The sequence below is a fragment of the Veillonella sp. CAG:933 genome (assembly GCF_000431435.1).
GTDB lineage: Bacteria > Bacillota > Negativicutes > Veillonellales > Veillonellaceae > Veillonella_A.
The window spans coordinates 1-19,323 of the sequence record NZ_HF986161.1 but is presented as its reverse complement, the minus strand read 5'-3'; the positions used below and the strand labels follow the sequence as shown (position 1 = coordinate 19,323).

19 protein-coding genes are annotated in these 19,323 nt (G+C 46.3%); all 19 read right to left on the bottom strand.

All coding sequences use genetic code 11. The features are described 5' to 3' along the window. Positions 1 to 234: 234 nt before the first annotated feature. A complete protein-coding gene (locus QZL64_RS02680) occupies positions 235 to 1,098 on the bottom strand; it encodes a LarC family nickel insertion protein (protein ID WP_021840503.1) in 864 nt (287 codons plus the stop codon). 2 nt (positions 1,099 to 1,100) lie between these two features. Further along, entirely contained in the window at positions 1,101 to 2,165 is a 1,065-nt protein-coding gene (locus QZL64_RS02675; protein WP_021840502.1) for a nicotinate-nucleotide--dimethylbenzimidazole phosphoribosyltransferase, read from the bottom strand. Continuing rightward, entirely contained in the window at positions 2,162 to 3,202 is a 1,041-nt protein-coding gene (cobT, locus tag QZL64_RS02670; protein ID WP_021840501.1) for a nicotinate-nucleotide--dimethylbenzimidazole phosphoribosyltransferase, read from the bottom strand. Before cobT ends, QZL64_RS02675 begins: the two co-directional genes overlap by 4 nt. A gap of 9 nt (positions 3,203 to 3,211) precedes the next feature. After that, the gene (locus QZL64_RS02665; protein WP_021840500.1) at positions 3,212 to 4,075 is read right to left on the bottom strand and encodes a prephenate dehydrogenase; all 864 of its coding nucleotides are present in this window, start codon (positions 4,073 to 4,075) and stop codon (positions 3,212 to 3,214) included. Positions 4,076 to 4,190: 115 nt separating this feature from the next. Further along, positions 4,191 to 5,543, bottom strand: a complete 1,353-nt coding sequence (locus QZL64_RS02660; RefSeq protein WP_021840499.1) for an MATE family efflux transporter — start codon at positions 5,541 to 5,543, stop codon at positions 4,191 to 4,193. Positions 5,544 to 5,555: 12 nt separating this feature from the next. Beyond that, entirely contained in the window at positions 5,556 to 5,903 is a 348-nt protein-coding gene (locus QZL64_RS02655; RefSeq protein ID WP_021840498.1) for a hypothetical protein, read from the bottom strand. 107 nt (positions 5,904 to 6,010) lie between these two features. Then, positions 6,011 to 7,300 carry a glutamate-1-semialdehyde 2,1-aminomutase gene (gene hemL, locus QZL64_RS02650; protein ID WP_021840497.1) on the bottom strand — a complete coding sequence of 430 codons (1,290 nt, stop codon included), beginning with the start codon at positions 7,298 to 7,300 and terminating at the stop codon, positions 6,011 to 6,013. A gap of 167 nt (positions 7,301 to 7,467) precedes the next feature. Further along, entirely contained in the window at positions 7,468 to 8,442 is a 975-nt protein-coding gene (gene hemB / locus QZL64_RS02645; protein ID WP_021840496.1) for a porphobilinogen synthase, read from the bottom strand. A 109-nt stretch (positions 8,443 to 8,551) separates the two neighbouring features. Next, positions 8,552 to 10,081: a uroporphyrinogen-III C-methyltransferase gene (gene cobA, locus QZL64_RS02640; protein ID WP_021840495.1), complete on the bottom strand. Its 1,530-nt coding sequence runs from the start codon at positions 10,079 to 10,081 to the stop codon at positions 8,552 to 8,554. Further along, positions 10,078 to 11,016, bottom strand: a complete 939-nt coding sequence (hemC, locus tag QZL64_RS02635; protein WP_021840494.1) for a hydroxymethylbilane synthase — start codon at positions 11,014 to 11,016, stop codon at positions 10,078 to 10,080. Before hemC ends, cobA begins: the two co-directional genes overlap by 4 nt. After that, a complete protein-coding gene (gene hemA, locus QZL64_RS02630) occupies positions 11,013 to 12,299 on the bottom strand; it encodes a glutamyl-tRNA reductase (protein ID WP_021840493.1) in 1,287 nt (428 codons plus the stop codon). Before hemA ends, hemC begins: the two co-directional genes overlap by 4 nt. Then, entirely contained in the window at positions 12,268 to 12,903 is a 636-nt protein-coding gene (locus QZL64_RS02625) for a precorrin-2 dehydrogenase/sirohydrochlorin ferrochelatase family protein (RefSeq protein WP_296309221.1), read from the bottom strand. Before QZL64_RS02625 ends, hemA begins: the two co-directional genes overlap by 32 nt. 106 nt (positions 12,904 to 13,009) lie before the next feature. After that, positions 13,010 to 13,630 carry a DivIVA domain-containing protein gene (locus QZL64_RS02620; RefSeq protein ID WP_021840491.1) on the bottom strand — a complete coding sequence of 207 codons (621 nt, stop codon included), beginning with the start codon at positions 13,628 to 13,630 and terminating at the stop codon, positions 13,010 to 13,012. Between the two features lie 17 nt (positions 13,631 to 13,647). After that, the gene (locus QZL64_RS02615; protein WP_021840490.1) at positions 13,648 to 14,433 is read right to left on the bottom strand and encodes a YlmH family RNA-binding protein; all 786 of its coding nucleotides are present in this window, start codon (positions 14,431 to 14,433) and stop codon (positions 13,648 to 13,650) included. A gap of 8 nt (positions 14,434 to 14,441) precedes the next feature. Beyond that, positions 14,442 to 15,242: a pyrroline-5-carboxylate reductase gene (gene proC, locus QZL64_RS02610; RefSeq protein ID WP_021840489.1), complete on the bottom strand. Its 801-nt coding sequence runs from the start codon at positions 15,240 to 15,242 to the stop codon at positions 14,442 to 14,444. 12 nt (positions 15,243 to 15,254) lie between these two features. After that, positions 15,255 to 15,746, bottom strand: a complete 492-nt coding sequence (locus tag QZL64_RS02605; protein WP_021840488.1) for a cell division protein SepF — start codon at positions 15,744 to 15,746, stop codon at positions 15,255 to 15,257. 27 nt (positions 15,747 to 15,773) lie between these two features. Then, positions 15,774 to 16,460: a YggS family pyridoxal phosphate-dependent enzyme gene (locus QZL64_RS02600; RefSeq protein ID WP_021840487.1), complete on the bottom strand. Its 687-nt coding sequence runs from the start codon at positions 16,458 to 16,460 to the stop codon at positions 15,774 to 15,776. Positions 16,461 to 16,575: 115 nt separating this feature from the next. Then, positions 16,576 to 17,439 (bottom strand): peptidoglycan editing factor PgeF, encoded by an 864-nt coding sequence (pgeF, locus tag QZL64_RS02595; RefSeq protein ID WP_021840486.1) that lies wholly within the window; start codon positions 17,437 to 17,439, stop codon positions 16,576 to 16,578. Next, on the bottom strand, positions 17,423 to 19,171 hold the full coding sequence (locus QZL64_RS02590) for a B12-binding domain-containing radical SAM protein (protein ID WP_021840485.1): 1,749 nt from the start codon (positions 19,169 to 19,171) through the stop codon (positions 17,423 to 17,425). Before QZL64_RS02590 ends, pgeF begins: the two co-directional genes overlap by 17 nt. Positions 19,172 to 19,323: the final 152 nt, after the last annotated feature.

Here is a 19,323-nt window from a genome sequence, read left to right as displayed (position 1 = left end):
CAACAGAAACTATTCTACACCGTTAACTGTATTTTGTCAAGCACTTTTTTAACTTGACTGCATTCAAAGTGTCTTGTCCCTGACTGCTTAATTATAATATCAAAGAACTAAGACCCATGTCAACACTTTTGTAAAAATATTTGTACAAATATTTTACAAAAGCATAACGGCCCACCAATTGAAGGTGAGCCGCTACTATTACCTTGTGTTAAACACTTCATTTAAATGCTGTATTTACGCCTCAAAGAGGGTAAACACATTAGGGATAGGCAAATCCATGGAGCCGAGACCTACACCCTTTTTAGGGGCTTTTTCAGCTTTATCCATCACGGAAAGCAATGCCATTTGTATTTCCTCTTTAGTCGGTGCCGCTGCCCCCGGTTGGAAACCGTTGGCATTCAATGTTTTCACCAAAGTGGCCCCTGTAGGTGTTACCAATTCACCTTGCACAGGCGTCACATAAGTGGGAACACCTTCCAAAAGGTTCGCTGTGGCGGGCGTAGGAATATCCATGAGACCGTGCTCGCATTTTACCTTCCCCTGTCCCAGGTGAAGCGGCGAAAAGATAATGCCGGTCACGCCGAGGTATTCCAGACAAATCATGGTGCCTACGATATCGATGATGCAATCGATGGCACCCACTTCGTGGAAATGCACTTCCTCCAAGGTCGTATTATGTACCTTTGCTTCCGCCATGCCTAAATTCAAAAACGCAGCCAAGGCCTTTTCTTTTACCCAATCGGATAAAGGAGCCTCTTCAATGAGAGCTTTAATGTCCGGATAATTGCGGCGTTCCCCATGAGCATGACTATGAAAGTGGTTGCCATCATGCGTGTGCTCATGCGTGTGAGTATGAAAATGAACACCATCGTGACTGTGCGTATGAGTGTGGCCTTTGCCCTTCAATTTCACGTCAAAATAAGTGCCTGCGACGCCCAGTTTTTCACGTTGCTCATGAATGAGTGAAAAGCCGCTCAAATTAAGCGGTGCCAAGGACTTTTTAAAATAATCAAACGGTACTCCGTAATTAAGCAACGCACCAATCATCATATTACCGCTGATACCGGACGCACATAAACCATGCAATAACTTACTCATAACTACCGTCCATCCTGGCGTTTGTTGCCGGGGCCGTCTTCGGCTACGGTCACCGTGGCTTCGCCAAATGTTTTCATATCGTTTAACATGTGAAGCGACGCATCCACCACGGATAAGCCCATAACGGAGCCCAACGCTTCATCCATTTCTAAATCATAATACAAGAACGGGCTGATACCCAAGAATTTCATCTGCGCTTTGTACACCGGTTCATTGTATGCCGCCGATTGGAATACGAAGTCCATCACAGCCGGATTAATGGCACGCGCTACCAATAAAGCGGCGCCGGTCACGGCGTTGTCAAAGACTACGGCCATCCGGTTATGGGCGGCACCGAGGTAAAAACCGACCATAGCGGCAATATCTAAGGAGCCTACCGTTTGCAATACTTTCAAAGGTTCGGACGCACTTAAGCCATAGTGCTGTAAAGTGGCACTCAAACGATCTGCTTTTTCCTGAATGGACAAGGTGCATTCGTTATCAGTCAACAATTCAGCCATCGGATAACCGGTAATAGCTGCTGTTACGGCCAAACCGCTTAACAAGGTACGTTCCCCTACATTGCCGATGGCCACGGCCTGCACGCCTTTGCCGGCCAATTCATCGGCCATCTGAAAACCGACTTCCAAAGCCGCTTCCATTTCTTCCGCCGTCATAGCCGGATCTTTACCGAAGAAATGAGCGCCGTTGGCTACTTTTTTATTTACAATGCCTTTTACATCGGCCGTATCTTGCTCCAGACCTACGTCAACAACAATTACGTCAGCTTCCAGTTTCTTAGCCGCTGCACCGGTCGCACTGTGACCACTGCCAAGGCGCGTAACAGCCGCTAAGCTTTCCTGCCCTTTCGTGTGGTTTTGTATACCGTCAACCGCCGTATCACCGGCAAAAATAAGAACACCGTTTTTAATATGGTTTGGCTGTTCCACATTGTAAATGCCTGCTAAACGAACGGCGATTTTTTCCAACTGCGCCAAACTGTAAATCGGCTTAGTCAAATTATCTACGCGAAGTTGGCAAGCATCCATGCATGCCTCATTTAATGGTTTTATCGTAAACTCTCTCATGCCTGATGCCCCCCTTCTAATTCTTGATACATACGCACCGCTAAATCGAGCATACCCATTTGAATGGAACCGCCTGATGCTTCACCGAGGCAAAGGCCAAGGTTAACGTACGCTTCGAGCCCCAAGGTATTTAAAGCGCGATTATGCGCTTTTTCGGCGGATAAATGGGAGGCCATTACATAATCCATGCTTTCAGGCACCAAGGAATGCGCTACCAACGCACAAGCGGTGGTGTTAAAACCGTCGATAATCACCATGGCATGAGCGGCCGCCGCACCGAGAATAATCCCCGTAATGCAGGCAAATTCCAAACCGCCTACGGAATGCAAAATGCCGAGGCCGTCGTTTTTATCTATATGGGCGTATTTTTCCAACGCATCGTGAACCACTTTTTGTTTTACTTTAAGGCGTTCGTCGGAGATATTGGTGCCCCGACCGGTGGCCTGTTCTGCCGTAATACCGGCGAATTTTGCCGTCATAACAGCACTGGCAGTGGTATTGGCAATCCCCATTTCACCTACGAGAAATACATTATATCCTTCAGCGACTTTTTCATTAACGAGAGCAATGCCCACTTCCATAGCCTTGATGGCTTCTTCCTTGGTCATGGCCGGCTCTTTTAAAAAGTTGCGTGTTCCCATGCGGATTTTATTGTGGCGTAAGCCCGGCACCCAGTTCATGTCCGCTTTGATACCCACGTCGACTACTTCCATGTCGGTACCGCAATAATTGCCCAGCGCATTGGCACCGGCTCCTTTTGGAATCAAATAGTTCTGCGTCATACCGACGGTTACATCGATAGGATAGGCACTAACCCCCATTTCCGCTACACCATGGTCGGCGGCCGCAATAATCATACAGCGTTTCGGAATAGTCGGTGATTCTTGGCGCGTATCCATAGCATATTGCTTAACCATGTCTACCAATTTGCCAAAACTGCCGTACGGCGTAGCCTTGTCCCAAACGGCTTGAATTTTCTCACCGATGGCGGCATCTTTTGGGGTAATCTTTTTACAAGTTTCTTCAAATAAGCCCATCATATCCTCCTATAAAAGGGAAAATTTATCACGAATCTGCTTCGCATTACTCAAATATAATTCAAGTGTATCATCATCCGCAGTTAAAAGTAAATTTTTAATAATTGATATTTGCTTCTCTAAATCTGATAACGCTCGCACCACTTCATCACGGTTGCCCGTTATGATTTCGCGCCACATATGGGGATTACCGCCCGCTACACGAGTAACATCGCGAAAACCGCCCGCTGCCAAGCGAAGGCGTAAATCGCCGTATTCATCGCCCCCGGCAATGGTGGCGATCATGGAGGCCACGGTATGAGGCATATGACTTATGGTGGCCATAAACCCGTCATGAACACTCATGGGAATACACTCTACGCGGCTGCCCAACAGTTTGCCCATTTGAGCCAATTCAGCCGCAGCCTCCGCATCCCAACCGTCTTTAACGTCATCTTCCAAGACAATCCATGTGCAATTCTTAAACAAATCCGCCTTGGCCATGTCATAGCCGCCTTTTTCAGACCCGGCCATGGGATGAATCGATACAAATTTAGCCCCTTCGGGCAAATGTTGTTTCACCGTACCGGCAAAATTCGTCTTCGTACTGGACACATCAGTTATAAGAGTGCGAGGCCGGATGAGCGGTGCCAGCTCCTCAAACAGCCTCGCATTCGTGTCAGGCGGCAAGGCGAATACCAAAATATCCGCCTCCGCTACCACTTGTTTGGGATCGGTATACGCACGAGCCACAACCTTATCGACCAAAGCCGCTTCACAAATCTCCGGGCGCCGTGCATAACCAATCACTTCATAATCTGTATATTTCGCCAACCCTTTTGCCAAAGACCCGCCGAGTAAACCTAAACCAATAATACCTACCTTACGCTTCATTCTTCTTCCTCTGACTCTCTTCTTTACTAAAATCTACTATACTACACGAATCTTCACTTCCATTGAAGATTCAAGCGGATTGAATTTAATACTTTTTCAAAAAAGCAAACAGACCTCACACCGTTTCTTCAATCAGCTTCTTGTTCTTCCATTTACCGCTGTGCCAACGCCATACAAATATGATGGCCCGCACACCTTCATCGATGGCCATAGCAATCCAAATGCCTACGAGCCCCCAACCGAGCCAAACGCCCAAAATAAAGGACAAGTTAACGGCACACAGCCACATGCCAAAGATACCTACAATCATCGGCGTCCTGATATCACCGGCCGCCTGTAAACACTGAACCATAATAATATTAACCGTTCGTCCGATTTCCAGGAATATTTCAATCAACATAATCGTCTTGCCGAGCGTAATAATCTCCTGTTCGTCCGTGAAAAAGGCAAATATATAATCACTCAACAGATAGAACGATACGGACAAGGTCAGGCTGATTGCCATGCCTAGCCACATGGTATGCCACACACGCCCGGAAATCTCGTCTTCCCTGTCGGCACCAACCAAAAAGCCTACGATAATCTGCGCCGCATTGGCGAGGGCAATGGTATACATGTAACAGAACATGGAAATAATGTAGGCATATACCTTCGTATTAATAACCATGATACCAAAAATGTTGACCATTTTCATAATCGTGGTCTGCGATAACTGATAAGACAGCGTTTCGCCGCCGGATGGCACGCCGATGTGCAGCAACCGTTTTAACGTTTCTTTAGGGAACGGTTTTAAATAAGACCAGGACAACTTAACATTGAGCTGGGTTTTGAATAAATAAAATACCAAGAGCAGACCTAAGCCTTTGCTCAAGGCTGTGGATATGGATACGCCCAACACGCCCATAGACGGAATAGGACCCCAACCGTAGATTAATACCAAGTTACTGAAAATGTGTACTACGTTCATAACGAAGGCCACGCACATGGTAATAACCGGCAAGGAAAAACCGCGGAAGGTAGCCACAAAAGCCGTATAAATCCCCGTAATCGGAATACTCGCGGCTACAATCGTCATATAAAGACTCGTATCATCGATGATTTCTTCCGGTACGCCGAGCCACTCAAAGAGCATGCGATGGGCTACCAAAATAAACAGCGCCGCAATGGAACTGAATACGAAGTTAAAGGCAATACTTACGGTTGTTACTTCGTTGATCTTAGTCGGATTTTTGGCCCCCAAATATTGAGCAATCAAAATCGTTGTAGCCGTACTCATAACGGTAATCAGGAAGATGAAAATATTCATAATCTGATTCGCATTGGCTACAGCGGCTACCGCTTCTTGGGAATAGTGACTCATCATAAACTGGTCAATATTCCCAATAAGCATTTGCAAGAATATCTCGATAAATATAGGCCAGCTTAAAGTGACAACGGATAGGCTGGCACTTTTTTTGACACTTCTCATACACGAACCTCGTTATATTTTGATTAATGCGTCGTGTTCGATCAAACATTGCCAATCGGCAACCAATCGGTATTTAGCCTGTGCTTGTGCCATATCCCAGTTCTCCCCTTCCGGGAACCAATTGCTCGGCATACAGCCGCCCTTGGCAAAATTAATGGCATAGCCCATTTTGCGAACTTCTTTGGACGCCCACCAAGCACCGATCGCCTCACGACCTTCTAAATAAATATTTTCCATGTGGGTGGCTTCCAACCAGTGGGTAATTTCATCCCAATATTCTTTGGGAATTACACTTTTGGCCAAACATTCTTGTAAACTCTTGCGAGCAGCCGCCACCATTTCGGGAGTCAACGTTTGCATAATTCTATCTCCTCCGTATTAGCACAAGACCCCTTCCAAATGGCAGGGGTCTAACATTTGATTATCCAATTTTTATTATAACATCGCTCTAGCTACTTCGCCACTTTTTATAAAGTTGCAAAGGCTTCGTCAGCTACGGCCAAGGTATGTTCAATATCCTTAGCAGAATGTTGTGCCGACATGAAGTTGCTTTCATACTGACTTGGTGCATAATAAATGCCGTGACTCAAGTTGTAATGGAAGAATTTCTTGAACGCTTCCATATCACAAGCGGATGCATCATCAAAATTAAGTACCGGTTTGTCACTGAAGAACAAGGTAAACATGGAGCCTACATATTGTACTTGTACCGGTACATTATGTTTAGCCGCCAATTCTTTAAGGCCTTGGCAAAGTGTTTCGGTGGATTGATTAATCCGTTTAAACACAGTCGGATCTTGTTGCAAAATACTGAGCGTTGCTAACCCCGCCGTTACGGCAATCGGATTACCGCTCAGTGTACCGGCCTGATAAATAGGACCGGCCGGAGCTACTTGGCTCATGATTTCACGGGAGCCGCCAAACACGGCCATTGGTAAGCCGCCGCCAACGATTTTACCGAGGCAAGTCAAATCCGGTTTAATATTGTATTTCTTCTGCGCACCGCCGGAGCTGGCACGGAAGCCGCACATAACTTCATCAAAAATAAGCAATGCGCCGTGAGCCTTGGTCAATTCACGAAGTGTTTCCAAGAAGCCCGGAACAGGTGGTACACACCCCATATTACCGGCTACCGGTTCTACAATAACTGCGGCAATAGCATGGCCTTCTTTTTCAAATAAAGCTTTGATTGCATCAATATCATTATATGGTACGGTCAACGTATCAGCAGCCACACCGGCCGGTACCCCCGGACTATCGGGCACACCGAAAGTGGCAAGGCCGGAGCCGGCTTTTACGAGCAAGCCGTCACTGTGGCCGTGATAGCAACCGATGAATTTAACGATTTTATCGCGGCCCGTATAACCACGAGCTACACGGAGGGCACTCATAGTCGATTCCGTACCGGAGTTAACCATGCGGAGCATTTCCATATTCGGCATGAAAGCCTGGATTTTTTTAGCCAATTCCGTTTCGAGCAAAGTTGGCGCACCATAGCTGGTGCCGCGTAAAACGGCTTCTTGCAATGCCGCTACGATTTCCGATTTGGCATGGCCAAGAATCATAGGCCCCCAGGATAATACATAGTCAATGTATTCATTGCCGTCAATATCATAGATGCGGTCGCCGGAAGCAGAGCTGATGAACGGCGGTTCGGAACCCACACTGCGATACGAGCGAACCGGACTGTTTACGCCGCCCGGCATATATGCTTTAGCTTCGTTAAAAGCTTGCTTAGATTTATCTAATGTAAACATAATCTTCTCCTTATGATACTAACGACAATGGGTATTAAAAGTCTTGTGCTCAAATGATGTATTTGGCACACATTGTGCCTCGTCCGCAATTAAAACGATGCTGACAATTATTTGCGCAACCAAAACTGTGCTGACAATTATTTGCGCAACCAAAACGGTACTAACAATTATTTGCGCAACCAGCGAGCTACGTCGAGTGCATGGTAGGTGATGATAATTTTAGCGCCCGCCCGTTTCATGGATAACAACGTTTCCAAAACGATGCGTTTTTCATCAACCAAGCCCTGCTGCGCAGCGGCTTTAACCATCGCATATTCACCGCTTACATTATAAACGGCCAGCGGATAGTCAAAGTTATCTCGCGCTTCGCGTACGATATCGAGGTACGAAAGAGCCGGTTTAATCATGATAATATCGGCGCCTTCACGAATGTCGAGCTCGATTTCACGCATGGCTTCGAGGCGGTTAGCTTCGTCCATCTGATAACCTTTACGGTCACCGAATTCCGGTGTAGAATGAACCGCATCACGGAACGGACCATAATAAGCGCTGGCGTATTTAGCGGCATAGCTCATGATGGATACATTGGTAAAACCGGCGTCATCGAGAGCTTCACGAATTACGGCTATACGGCCGTCCATCATATCCGACGGAGCCACCATATGAGCGCCTGCTTCCGCATGGCTTACGGCTACTTTGGCGAGCAACGGTAATGTTTCGTCATTTAATACTTCATGGTTTTCAACACAGCCGCAATGACCGGTGCTGGTGTACTGACATAAGCATACGTCAGATACCACGATGAGTTCCGGTACTTCTTTGCGAATCGCTTTGATAGCTTGTTGGACCGGTTGTTCCATATCCCAAGCGGACGAACCTTGTTCATCTTTATACGTTGGCAAGCCGAAAATTTCTACACCCAAAATACCAAGGGCATGTGCTTCTTTAGCCACTTTTACCGCTTCGTCAACGGATAAGTGATATTGTCCCGGTAACGATGTAATTTCTTCCTTAACGCCGGTGCCCGGTACAATAAACAACGGGTAAATCAAATCTTCTACATTGAGCGTTGTTTCACGAACCAGAGCTCGCATGGCCGGTGTTGTCCGCAAACGGCGCGGACGATAGGTTAAGTCTAACATTATTCATCGTCTCCTTTATTTATATGAGTACTACCTTTTTATTGTAGTACGATTTTTTAAAACTAGCCAGTGTATTTATATCAGGCTGTTTAATTGATTGCTTTACGTATTATTTGGTCTCCGCCTGTGTGGCCACGTCCGCTTTAATCATATCTACCATGGCCGGAATGGTGAAGGTTTCACCGATTAAATCCGGTTGAATGCCATGTTCCACGCAAGTAGCGGCCGTAATTGGTCCGATGCAGGCAACACGGGCTTTTTTAATCAATTCGGCGCCGTCTTTACCAAGCATGGTTAACGTATTGGTTACCGTTGACGAGCTGGTGAACGTAATGTAATCGGCTTCACCGTTAGCTAAGGTTTCACGCAAAGCATCGGCCTGCGAATCGTCTAACACGGTTTCGTATAAACGAGCTACGGTTACGTCGGCACCGGCCGCTTTAAGGCCTTCCGGAATTACTTTACGCGCTACTTTCGGCTGAATTAATAATGCTTTGTCGCCTTTTTCAAGGATTGGTGCCAATGCTTTCACAACGGATTCGCCTTTGTAGTCGCTAGGAATAATATCGGCTAAGAGGCCTTTGTCATGTAAAGCTTTAGCTGTGGCACTGCCGATGACACAAATTTGAGCGGTGCCCAATACTCGACTGTCTTTGCCCAAAGTTTCCAAAGCTTTGAAGAAATAACGAACCCCTTCGGCAGAGGTAAACACAACCGTTTTATAAGTGGCGGCATTAAGAATTGCTTCTTTTTCCGCTGCGCCAACCGGTAAAGCTTGCGTCTTAATAGCCGCTGCTTCAATGACATTAGCACCCAGTTCTTCCAGTTTTTCACTCAAAACACTGGCTTTCGAACGTGCACGGGTTACGAGTACGTTTTTGCCAAAAAGCGGTTTATTATCGAACCAACGGAGTGAATCGCGAAGGCTTACTACATTGCCTACCGTAATAATGGACGGCGGCTTAATACCGGCTTTTTTCACATCTTCAGCGACATGTTCCAAGGTAGAAATCAAGGTCTGTTGAATAGGTTTGGTGCCCCAACGAATAACGGCAACCGGTGTATCTTTAGGGCGACCGTATTGCATGAGTTTTTGTGAAATCATCGGCAAATTACCGACACCCATAACGAAGCTGATGGTATCAACGGCGGTGGCTAAGCCTTCCCAGTTGATGCCGGATTCGTTTTTAGTCGGATCTTCATGACCCGTTACAATGGCAAAAGAAGTCGCCATAGCGCGCTGAGTCACGGGAATGCCCGCATAGGCCGGCGCCGAAATACCGGAGGTCACGCCCGGTACAAATTCAAAGGGAACGCCCGCTTTGGCAAGTTCCAACGCTTCTTCACCGCCGCGACCGAAAATGAGCGGATCGCCGCCCTTTAGACGTGCTACAATCTTGCCTTCTTTACCGTATTTAACAAGTAATTCATTGATTTCGTATTGATGCAAGGTATGATGTTTGCACTGTTTACCTGCATAAATAAGTTCTACATCGGGACGAGCCCAACGCAATAAATGTTCATCCGCCAAATAATCATAGACGATGACATCTGCTTTCTCTATGCATTCACGACCTTTAACTGTGATTAATTTATAATCCCCGGGACCTGCCCCAATTAAGTACACCATACCCGTCATTGAATTACACCCTCCTGAATCAACTCTTCGATGATATGTTTGCCGCCTTCTTCGTATAAAGCTTTGGCTAAGTTGCGGCCGATAATGTCAGCCGTTTTCTTAGGACCCGTCAACTCCCCTTCATAACAGTTTTTACCGTCAAGGGATAAAATGATGGCCTTTAAAGTTAACTGGCCTTTATGGATTGTGCCGTGTACACCCATCGGAACTTGGCAGCCCCCTTGCAATTGACGCAAGAAGCTACGTTCACCGCGTGTACACCACATGGTATCTTCGTCATTAAGTTTAGCCAGCATATCGAGCATTTCCTGATCGTCGCTGCGACATTCGATAGCAAGTGCCCCTTGGCCTACAGCGGGAATTAATTCATCGGCTGTAAAAACTTGAGTGATTTGATCGGCAAGGCCCAAACGTTTAAGACCGGCCTGAGCCAACACGATGGCATCAAAGTTTTCTTCTTCCAGTTTACGAAGTCTGGTCTGTACATTACCGCGCAATACATTAATCTGTAAATCCGGACGATGATGTAAAAGTTGTGCCTGACGACGCAAGCTGCTGGTTCCTACTTTAGCACCCTGCGGTAATTGGTCGAGGGTCTTATATTTTGGCGAAACCAAAGCATCGCAAGGAGTTTCACGTTTTGTAATGGCCCCCAAGGTCAACCCTTCCGGCAAATCCGTAGGCATATCTTTTAAGCTGTGAACAGCAATATCAATGGAGCCTTCGCGCATGGATGCTTCCAATTCTTCCGTGAAAAGGCCTTTACCTCCGATGGCGGCTAAGGGCTTTTCTAAAATACGGTCACCCTTGGTGCTGTGGTGAACAAGTTCAACTTCACAACCGGGGAACAGTCGTTGTAGCTCAGAGCCGACAAATTCAGCCTGCCATAAAGCCAAAGCACTGCTGCGCGTACCTATACGAATTATATTTCTCATAAGGATTTTCGCTCCTTTTCTAAGTCAAACATATCATGGAACAGTTTCCAGTATTCATTTTCTTCGTCTTTACCGGCTACTTCGCCAAAGCGAATCATCGGATCACGCAACAATTTACGCACAATCATGCGGGACATATTATCCATAATTTTGCGCAGGCGATCATCCGCATCCGGTAATTTTGCTAAGGCGCGATGTAATTCGCGTTTGCGAGTACGTTCCGCTTTATCACTTAAGAGTACCATCATCGGACGAACGGACAAGTACCCTAATTTTTCCTCTATTTCATCAATGGCTTCAGCAATGATTGGTTTCGCTTTTTCCGCTTCCAATTCACGCTGATGTTTATTTTCTTCAACAACGCTCTCCAAGGAGTCAATATTAAATAAGTACACATCATCGATTTGCGAAACATCCGGGTCAATATCACGCGGAACGGCAATATCAATCATAACAATAGGATTACCTTGACGATTAGCCGCAATTTTAGCCGCTTCTTTCGGCCCGATTATATAATGCGGTGCGCCCGTGGAGGTAATTAAAATATCCGCCTCTTTGGCTTGATCGATAAAGCTGTCAAAGGAAATAGCCTGACCGCCGAATCGTTTCGCCAACGCTTCCGCTTTATGGTAAGTTCGATTGGATACAAAAATACTCTTAACCCCTTTGGACTGAAGATGGGTGGCCGTCAATTCACTCATTTCACCGGCTCCCAGAACAAGCACTTTTGCCTCACTCATCGGTTTTGTCAGGCAATCTTCCGCCAAGTTTACCGCCGCATAACTTACGGATACCGGCGTATTGGCAATGCCTGTAACGGTGCGCACTTTTTTACCGACACTGATGGCTCGTTGGAAAATGATATTAAAAATAGGGCCGGTCAAACCGCGACTATACGCCGAAATATAAGCCATCTTAAGCTGACTTAATATCTGACCCTCCCCGAGTACCAACGAATCGAGGCTGGATGCTACATTAAATAAATGGGCCAATAAATCGCGTCCTTCATACATGAAGAACCAGTCATCTTCAACCTCCATGTCTTCGACGTCTTTTAAATGCTGTAATAAATCAAGCATGAACTGTTTCGGATTTTCCACATCTTCCAACACCGCATATAATTCGGTACGATTACATGTAGATAAAAGGACACATTCCGCTACTTGCTCATGTTCATACACATGATTAATGGCTTCGCTTATTTCCGTTTTATCAAAAGAAAATACCTCACGCACGTTTACCGGTGCACTTCTATGATTTAAACCTAATACGATTAATTTCATCGCTCAATATATCCTCCACACATTTCCAATCACCCTCTATTATCTTAATCAACTCTTTTTGACCTAAATGTTTTTGCCAAAATTCTTCACGTTCCGCCGGCGTTGTCAAAAGCTCACGTACTGTTTTACGCATTTCTCTGAGAGCCGGCAACATCTCGGCTACTGCCCCATAGCGATTGGCCAAGTCTTTTTTGATTAAACGACTTAATCGAGGACTTACCCGTCCGGTAAATATGGCAAATTCCAAATCTCCCACGGTTACCGTCGCCGGAAAGGTAAAATCACAATCACTGCGGTCATCCGCCCGGTTTACCAAGGCCCCCAAGGCTCTGGCCTTCTTAGCACACGTTGCATTGAGCTCACTGTCGCTCGTTGCCAATAACACAAAATCCGCTGCCAAATCAACGGATTCATCATAAGCCGCTTTTTGCCACACTAATTGATCCTTAGCGGCCCACTCGGCTATGTTAGCCGTCACTTCAGGACTTACTACGGTTACTTTGGCGCCTTCCTTAAGGAACAGACCGATTCTGCGCTCCGCTACGGCACCGCCGCCGATAACCAAACAACGTTGCCCGGTCAGTCGTAAGGCCATTGTAATCATATTGCCTCACTTTCTTAGAACTTCATTTTATCTTTTTATGAAATTCTTTCATATGTTCTTTATATCAAAATCGGCTTGATATAAATCAAGCCGATTAAAACTCTATTTATTTATTATCTTCGCTTGTTTCCGTGGACGCTGCTTCTTCAGCCTTTTCCACAGCTGCCTGAGCCGCCAATACATCCTCGGCTACGCCGGCATTACTATGAATTGTTGAATTATCTTCGGCTGCTGCCGCAATTACTTCATCGATATTAACTTTCTCAAGTTGTACTTTGCTGTCACCTAACACATAGCCATCCACCATTTGCATTTGCGAGTTCAAAAGGGATTCCATACGGGCTTTGAAAACAGCTACTTCATTACGAATGACTGCATATTTTTCGCAACCTTCACGCAACTGACGTTCAGCTTCCGCAATAATTTGACGACGTTGCTGTTCCGCTTCCTGAATGATGAGATCTGCTTCTTTACGAGCAGAATTTTTAACATTTTCGCCCGTTTCCTGAGCCAATACTAAAGCATCATTCATAGTCGCTTCCATTTTTTCGTATTGAGCAATGCGTTTTTCTAACTGCTCAATTTTATCCGTCATTTCACGATTATCGCGATATAAGGTTTCATAATCATGGACCAATTCGGCCATAAACGCGTTAACCGCTTCCTTGTCGTACCCACGAAAGCCTGTTTCAAACTCTTTATTGTGAATATCCATTGGTGTAATCATACAGCTTACCTCCTAATTTACATGAATCGTTTGAGATAGACACCGATGCGCCCCTTGCGAGAGGTACCGGTAATTTCCTCAATTTTCATTCGTCCACGACCTCGAAGCGATATAATATCTCCTTCTTTGACTTCTTGTGCCGGTCCCTTGGCCGGTTGCCAGTTTACTTGCACAAGTCCCGCATTGATTGAACTAACCACTTTGGTGCGGGATACGCTGAATCCGGAAGAAGCTACCGCATCCAGGCGCAAAGAAGCAACCGTGGTTCGTATTTCTTTAATTTTTTCTTCTTTCGGTTGGATTTCGGCTATATCCATATCATCCACCGAAACGGACACCATGGCAATTTTGGTGAAATTCTGTTTCACATAGTCTGCCATTGCGGCATCCACTATTAATTGAGCACCACCGGTTTGCATAATAATGTCACCGAAATTGGTGCGCTCAATGCCAAGCCCCATGAGCGAGCCCAACACATCACGATGAGTAAGCAAACGAAAACGCGGATCCCAAGACACTTTTAAGGCTTTAATGCCCAAATCTACGGTGCCTTGAAAATCGGCTTCTACGAATGCTACGCGAATGCGCTCGGCTCCTTCATAGCCACCGCCGAATTCTACCTTAAGTTGCGGTAAATTCGCTTTAATCGCGTCGGCAATCACAAGTCCTGCCGGCGACATAAACTCTGTCACCCGATATGGCTTGCCCGCCACCACTTGCTCGGCTAAGTCGAGCATGCGACGAGCTTCTTCGCCACTACCGGATGCTTCAAAATATCGAATTAATTTTTCTTTATCTTTCACAAATCCTCCTAATGCTTGCCAAGTTCCAAAGAGCGTTCATAACATGCCACAACACCCTCTTGCAAGGCGGAGCGAAGGCCTTCTTTTTCCATTTTGGCAATGCCCGCAATCGTAGTACCGCCCGGAGACGTTACCTGATCGCGCAATACCGCCGGATGATTCCCCGTTTCAAGTGCCATTTTGCCGGCACCGAATAAAGTATACGCAGCCGCTTTGATAGCCACCTTTCGGGTTAATCCCAATCGCACGCCCGCATCAGCCAACGCATCCATAATAACGAATGCATAGCCCGGGCCGGATCCGGAAATCGCCGTCAAACGCTCCAAATCGGCTTCGGAACAAACTACGGCTTCACCGATTGCACCGAACAGGGTGCTCAGTTCAGCCGTAACATTTTCATTGCCTTTACTGCCTGCCGTAAGCGCCGTCAAGCCGGCCCCCACAGCCACAGGTGTATTCGGCATGGCGCGATACCATACCGCCTGGGGAATAGCAGCTTCTAACGTACTAAGTGTGACCCCCGCCGCCACAGACAAACAAGTTGTCCCGGCCGGCAAGTCCTTTAACTTTGGCAGTACTTCAGGCAATACTTGCGGTTTAACTGCCCAAATGACAGTTTTTACACTCTTTATGTCAGGCAATTCAGTGCCTGCATTGACGCTTAATTCTTCACGCAATGCATTGGCACTGGATTCAGTTTTTACTAATACATATACAGCTTGGAGCTCAACCAAGCGATTAGCTAAGGCACCACGCAAAATGGCACCGCCCATCGCACCGGCTCCAACAAATAAAATTTGGCCTGCCATGCTGACCTCCTATTATAATTGAGGTTCCTTCCAAGTGAATTGATCCGACATGTCATTATAACTCTTGTCGTTATAATCAACTGTTACATTTACCGGTACACAAATAAAAATATCTTTACCGATTTTTTCCAATTTGCCATCTAAAGCAAAAGTGGCGCCGCTCACAAAATCAACAATGCGCGCCGATTCATGAGGGTCGGTTTTTTCAAAATTAATTACTACGGGACGCATATCGCGAAGCTCGTTAGTAATGCGTTCGGAATCTTCAAATACTGTTGGTTCGACAATGACTACTTTCATTGAATTAGGACGTTGGGCCACGGTGTTATATCCTCCTGTTTTTGCGGGACGAAATGCGGAACTTGTTGTGTTGGTCTGCGGTGCCGTCTGCGGAACCGGCTCATCATAATCAGGACCTGCATTTTCCGTGTATTCATCTTCATCATATACGTCATGGTCATTGCCAAAGAACATTTGCTTAATACTATTCCAACTTAAACTCATTAATAAACCCTCCTACAACGCGCTATTTTAATCATATACTCGGTTACCAAAAATTGCGGTGCCAACGCGAATCATATTCGCGCCTTCTCCCAAAGCCACTTCAAAGTCATGGGTCATTCCCATAGACAAATATTCAATCTGTCCTTCCGGGAATTGGGATTTCATATCCTCATATAATGCATGGGCTACTCGAAAAATAGGACGAGCCTCTTCAGGATCTTCGAAAAAAGGTGCCATGCACATCAATCCTTTGACTCTTACATTCGGCAATGTCTTCGCATAATCGCGCACTTCCGGAAAGTCCTCTACTGTCAACCCGGACTTACTTGCTTCCCGAGCCACATTGACTTGCAGCAAAACATCTTGTATTTTGCCGCATTTAGCGGCCACTTTATTTATCTCATCCAGTAGCTTACTGCTATCTACAGAGTGTATTAAGGAAAACAATGGAACAGCTTGTCGCACTTTGTTCATTTGCAAATGACCAATCAAGTGCCATTCCAGCTCCGGTCCATTGTAAGTCAACAACTTCTCCTTCGCTTCCTGTACCCGATTTTCTCCCACTGTGCGAACGCCTAATTGCGCCACCGTTTCCACTGCTGATACAGGATGATTTTTTGTCACAGCTATGAGCGTTACCCGGTCAGTGCGACCTGCCTTCGCCATGGCATCAGCCATCCGCTTTTGCACAGCTTCCAACGCGTCTTTTATCATAGCTTACCCCCTTATGCACCAGCATACGCTCGTTAGTGCATGTAAAAAATACTTTCATGCGATAATATTATATAATAAATACGCTAAAATGCCAATGAAAATATGAGTAAATCGGTCATTTCTTCTGTTTTCTAAGCATTGCAAATAATGCCATTCGACCGGTTTTGCCAAACTCGCGACGATACGAATAACAACCGGGTGCCGTCATACTATCTGTAGGAGACACGGTAATCTGCTGTAAAGGTACGCCGATTTGGCGTAAATCCTGCACGATAAACTGTTGTAAATTAACATGTGGCGTCTGAATTCCCTTGTCCGCCCGATAGCGATAACCGACAATCTGATCCGGAATATATGATGCTTTGCGAAAGGTTTCTGCCAGTTCTTCACTAACTTCGAAGGAATTATAATGAATGGACGGGCCGAGGTATACATGACAGTCTTGCGGTCGTGTACCATAGGCATTCCCCATCGCTTCCATCGTCAAAATCGGCACATGACCGATAGTCCCGCGCCAACCGGCATGAATGACCGCTACGGCATGGTGGTTCGGATCATACACCAAAACGGGCACACAATCGGCTACCAAGAGCAATAACGGTACTTCTTCCAAACGGGTAAATATGGCATCACTATTGGGAATGGCTTTGTCCATCTGAAAAGCACCGGCCCCCACATTCGCTTCCGTCACTTCGGAAATCTCCGTGCCGTGCACCTGTTGCGCACAGGTTAACAGCTCCGGTCCGACCCGTAAATGTTTGGCCAAACGACGACGATTTTCCCAAACGGCTTCTATATCATCGCCTACATGAAGGCCTAAATTAAACGAGTCAAAAGGCTTCTTAGAAACACCGCCAAAGCGCCGGGTCACACCGTGCATCAGCGGAAAACCTGTCAATGTGGCATCTGCCTCAAATTCAAAGGGACGTCCCGGAAAACCGCCACCTTCGCGAATTACGGTTCTATTCTGTCGTGCCATAATCACACCCCGTTTCATTACAAACCCCGCAGCGCCTACAGCCGGCTTGGCAAGGCGCTGTATATGTTTCCGTCAAACTCCGTTGCCACTCAGTCGCCAAATAACCTTCGGCCAATTGCATATCCAGCATATCCCAAGGAAGCGGCTCAGTTAATTCTCTTTCTCGATATAAAGCTCTATCCATATCATAATCAAATTCACGACAAGCGTTTTTGAAAGCTTTCGCGCCGCCATTTTCAGCGGCCCAAGCAATAATCTCACCCAAACGACGATCACCACGCGCCAGCACACCTTGAATATAGGCTTCTTTCGGTGATTCCACAAGCACCTCAATGCGTCGGTTCTTGCCGAGCGCTTTCTTGATTGAATTCAACTTCTTCGTCACTTCTTTTTGGTTCGCCATAGGCATCCATTGAAACGGCGTAAACGGCTTCGGTATAAATGGATTGACACTCAAGGTCAAACGCCCTTTACACCCTGCATCCTGCATGTAGCCGAACACATCATTGGCCATGGTAACAATGGCTTCAATATCTTCATCCGTCTCCGTAGGCAGACCAACCATGATATAGAGCCGAATATGCGGAATACCCGCCTTCGCCGCCAAGGTTACGGCCTTATGCATATCCTCATTGGAGATGCCTTTGTTAATAACACGGCGCAACCTATCACTGCCTGCTTCCGGTGCTATAGTAATCGTCTGTTGGCCACTGGCGGCGAGTCCGTCCACTACAGCTTGGGTCAACGAATCGGCTCGTAAGGAGGCACAGGAATAACGCAAACCTTTTGAACGAATATAATTCACCAACTCATCAATATCAGGATAATCGGAAATAGCGGCGCCCATGAGTCCCACTTTCTTGTTTAACTCAGCCGCCCGATCTACGCCGGCTTTCAATAAATCAAGTCTACGCAAACGCGGTGTGCGATAGCAATAACCGGCCATGCAGAAGCGACAATGACGTCCGCAGCCGCGGGCCACTTCTACGATGTACATAGCCCCAAATTCTGTATAATCGGTGGCGATTACGGTTTCCCCTACCGACTCCAACTGTCGCCAATGACGCGTAACACGAGGAGTGGGAACTTTGTAACCGGCAAAATCACCGCTTTCATCATATTGTGGCTCGTAGAGTTCAGGCACATACACCCCGGGCAGTTTGCTTAAATCCATCAATATCTCGGACCGTGATGTATGGTTCAAACGGCCATCTTCAATAACAGTGAGTATCTCGGAGATCAGCTCTTCCCCTTCACCGATGATAAAGGCGTCAATAAAATCCGATAACGGTTCCGGATTAAACGTGGCACAGGGACCGCCGGCAATTACGATAGGATCGCGCTCGATGCGATGAACTCGTTTCACCGGCACACGGCCTAATTTTAAAAGCTGCGGTATATTAAAATAATCCATCTCAAAGGTAATATCTATACCGATAACATCACATTCATTGAGCGGTCTTTGCGTCTCCACACTCATGAGTGGCAAACGATGTTTTTCATAATCACGAAGCTCCGACGCGGCCGGCATAAAATACCGCTCACCACAACTTCGTTCACGTAAATTCACTTCTTCATATATAATCTGCAACCCCAAATTACTCATCCCTACGAAATACGTATTCGGGTATACTAGCCCTACTTTGAAGGGCTTATGGGGATTGCTTTCAACACGGCTTACTTCATTGGCTCTAAGCGATTGTAAGCCATTTAGTATTTCATTTCTTGTCACGGCGCAACCTCCTCGAGCAAAACACATCTTAATTATTAATTATAGCACGAATTCAATACACAGCGAAAATAAAAGGGGCATGGGACAAATAAAAGGAGCCCTCACGGTATTATCCGGAGTGTGTAGTGACCCCAAAAAGTTAGACTTTTATT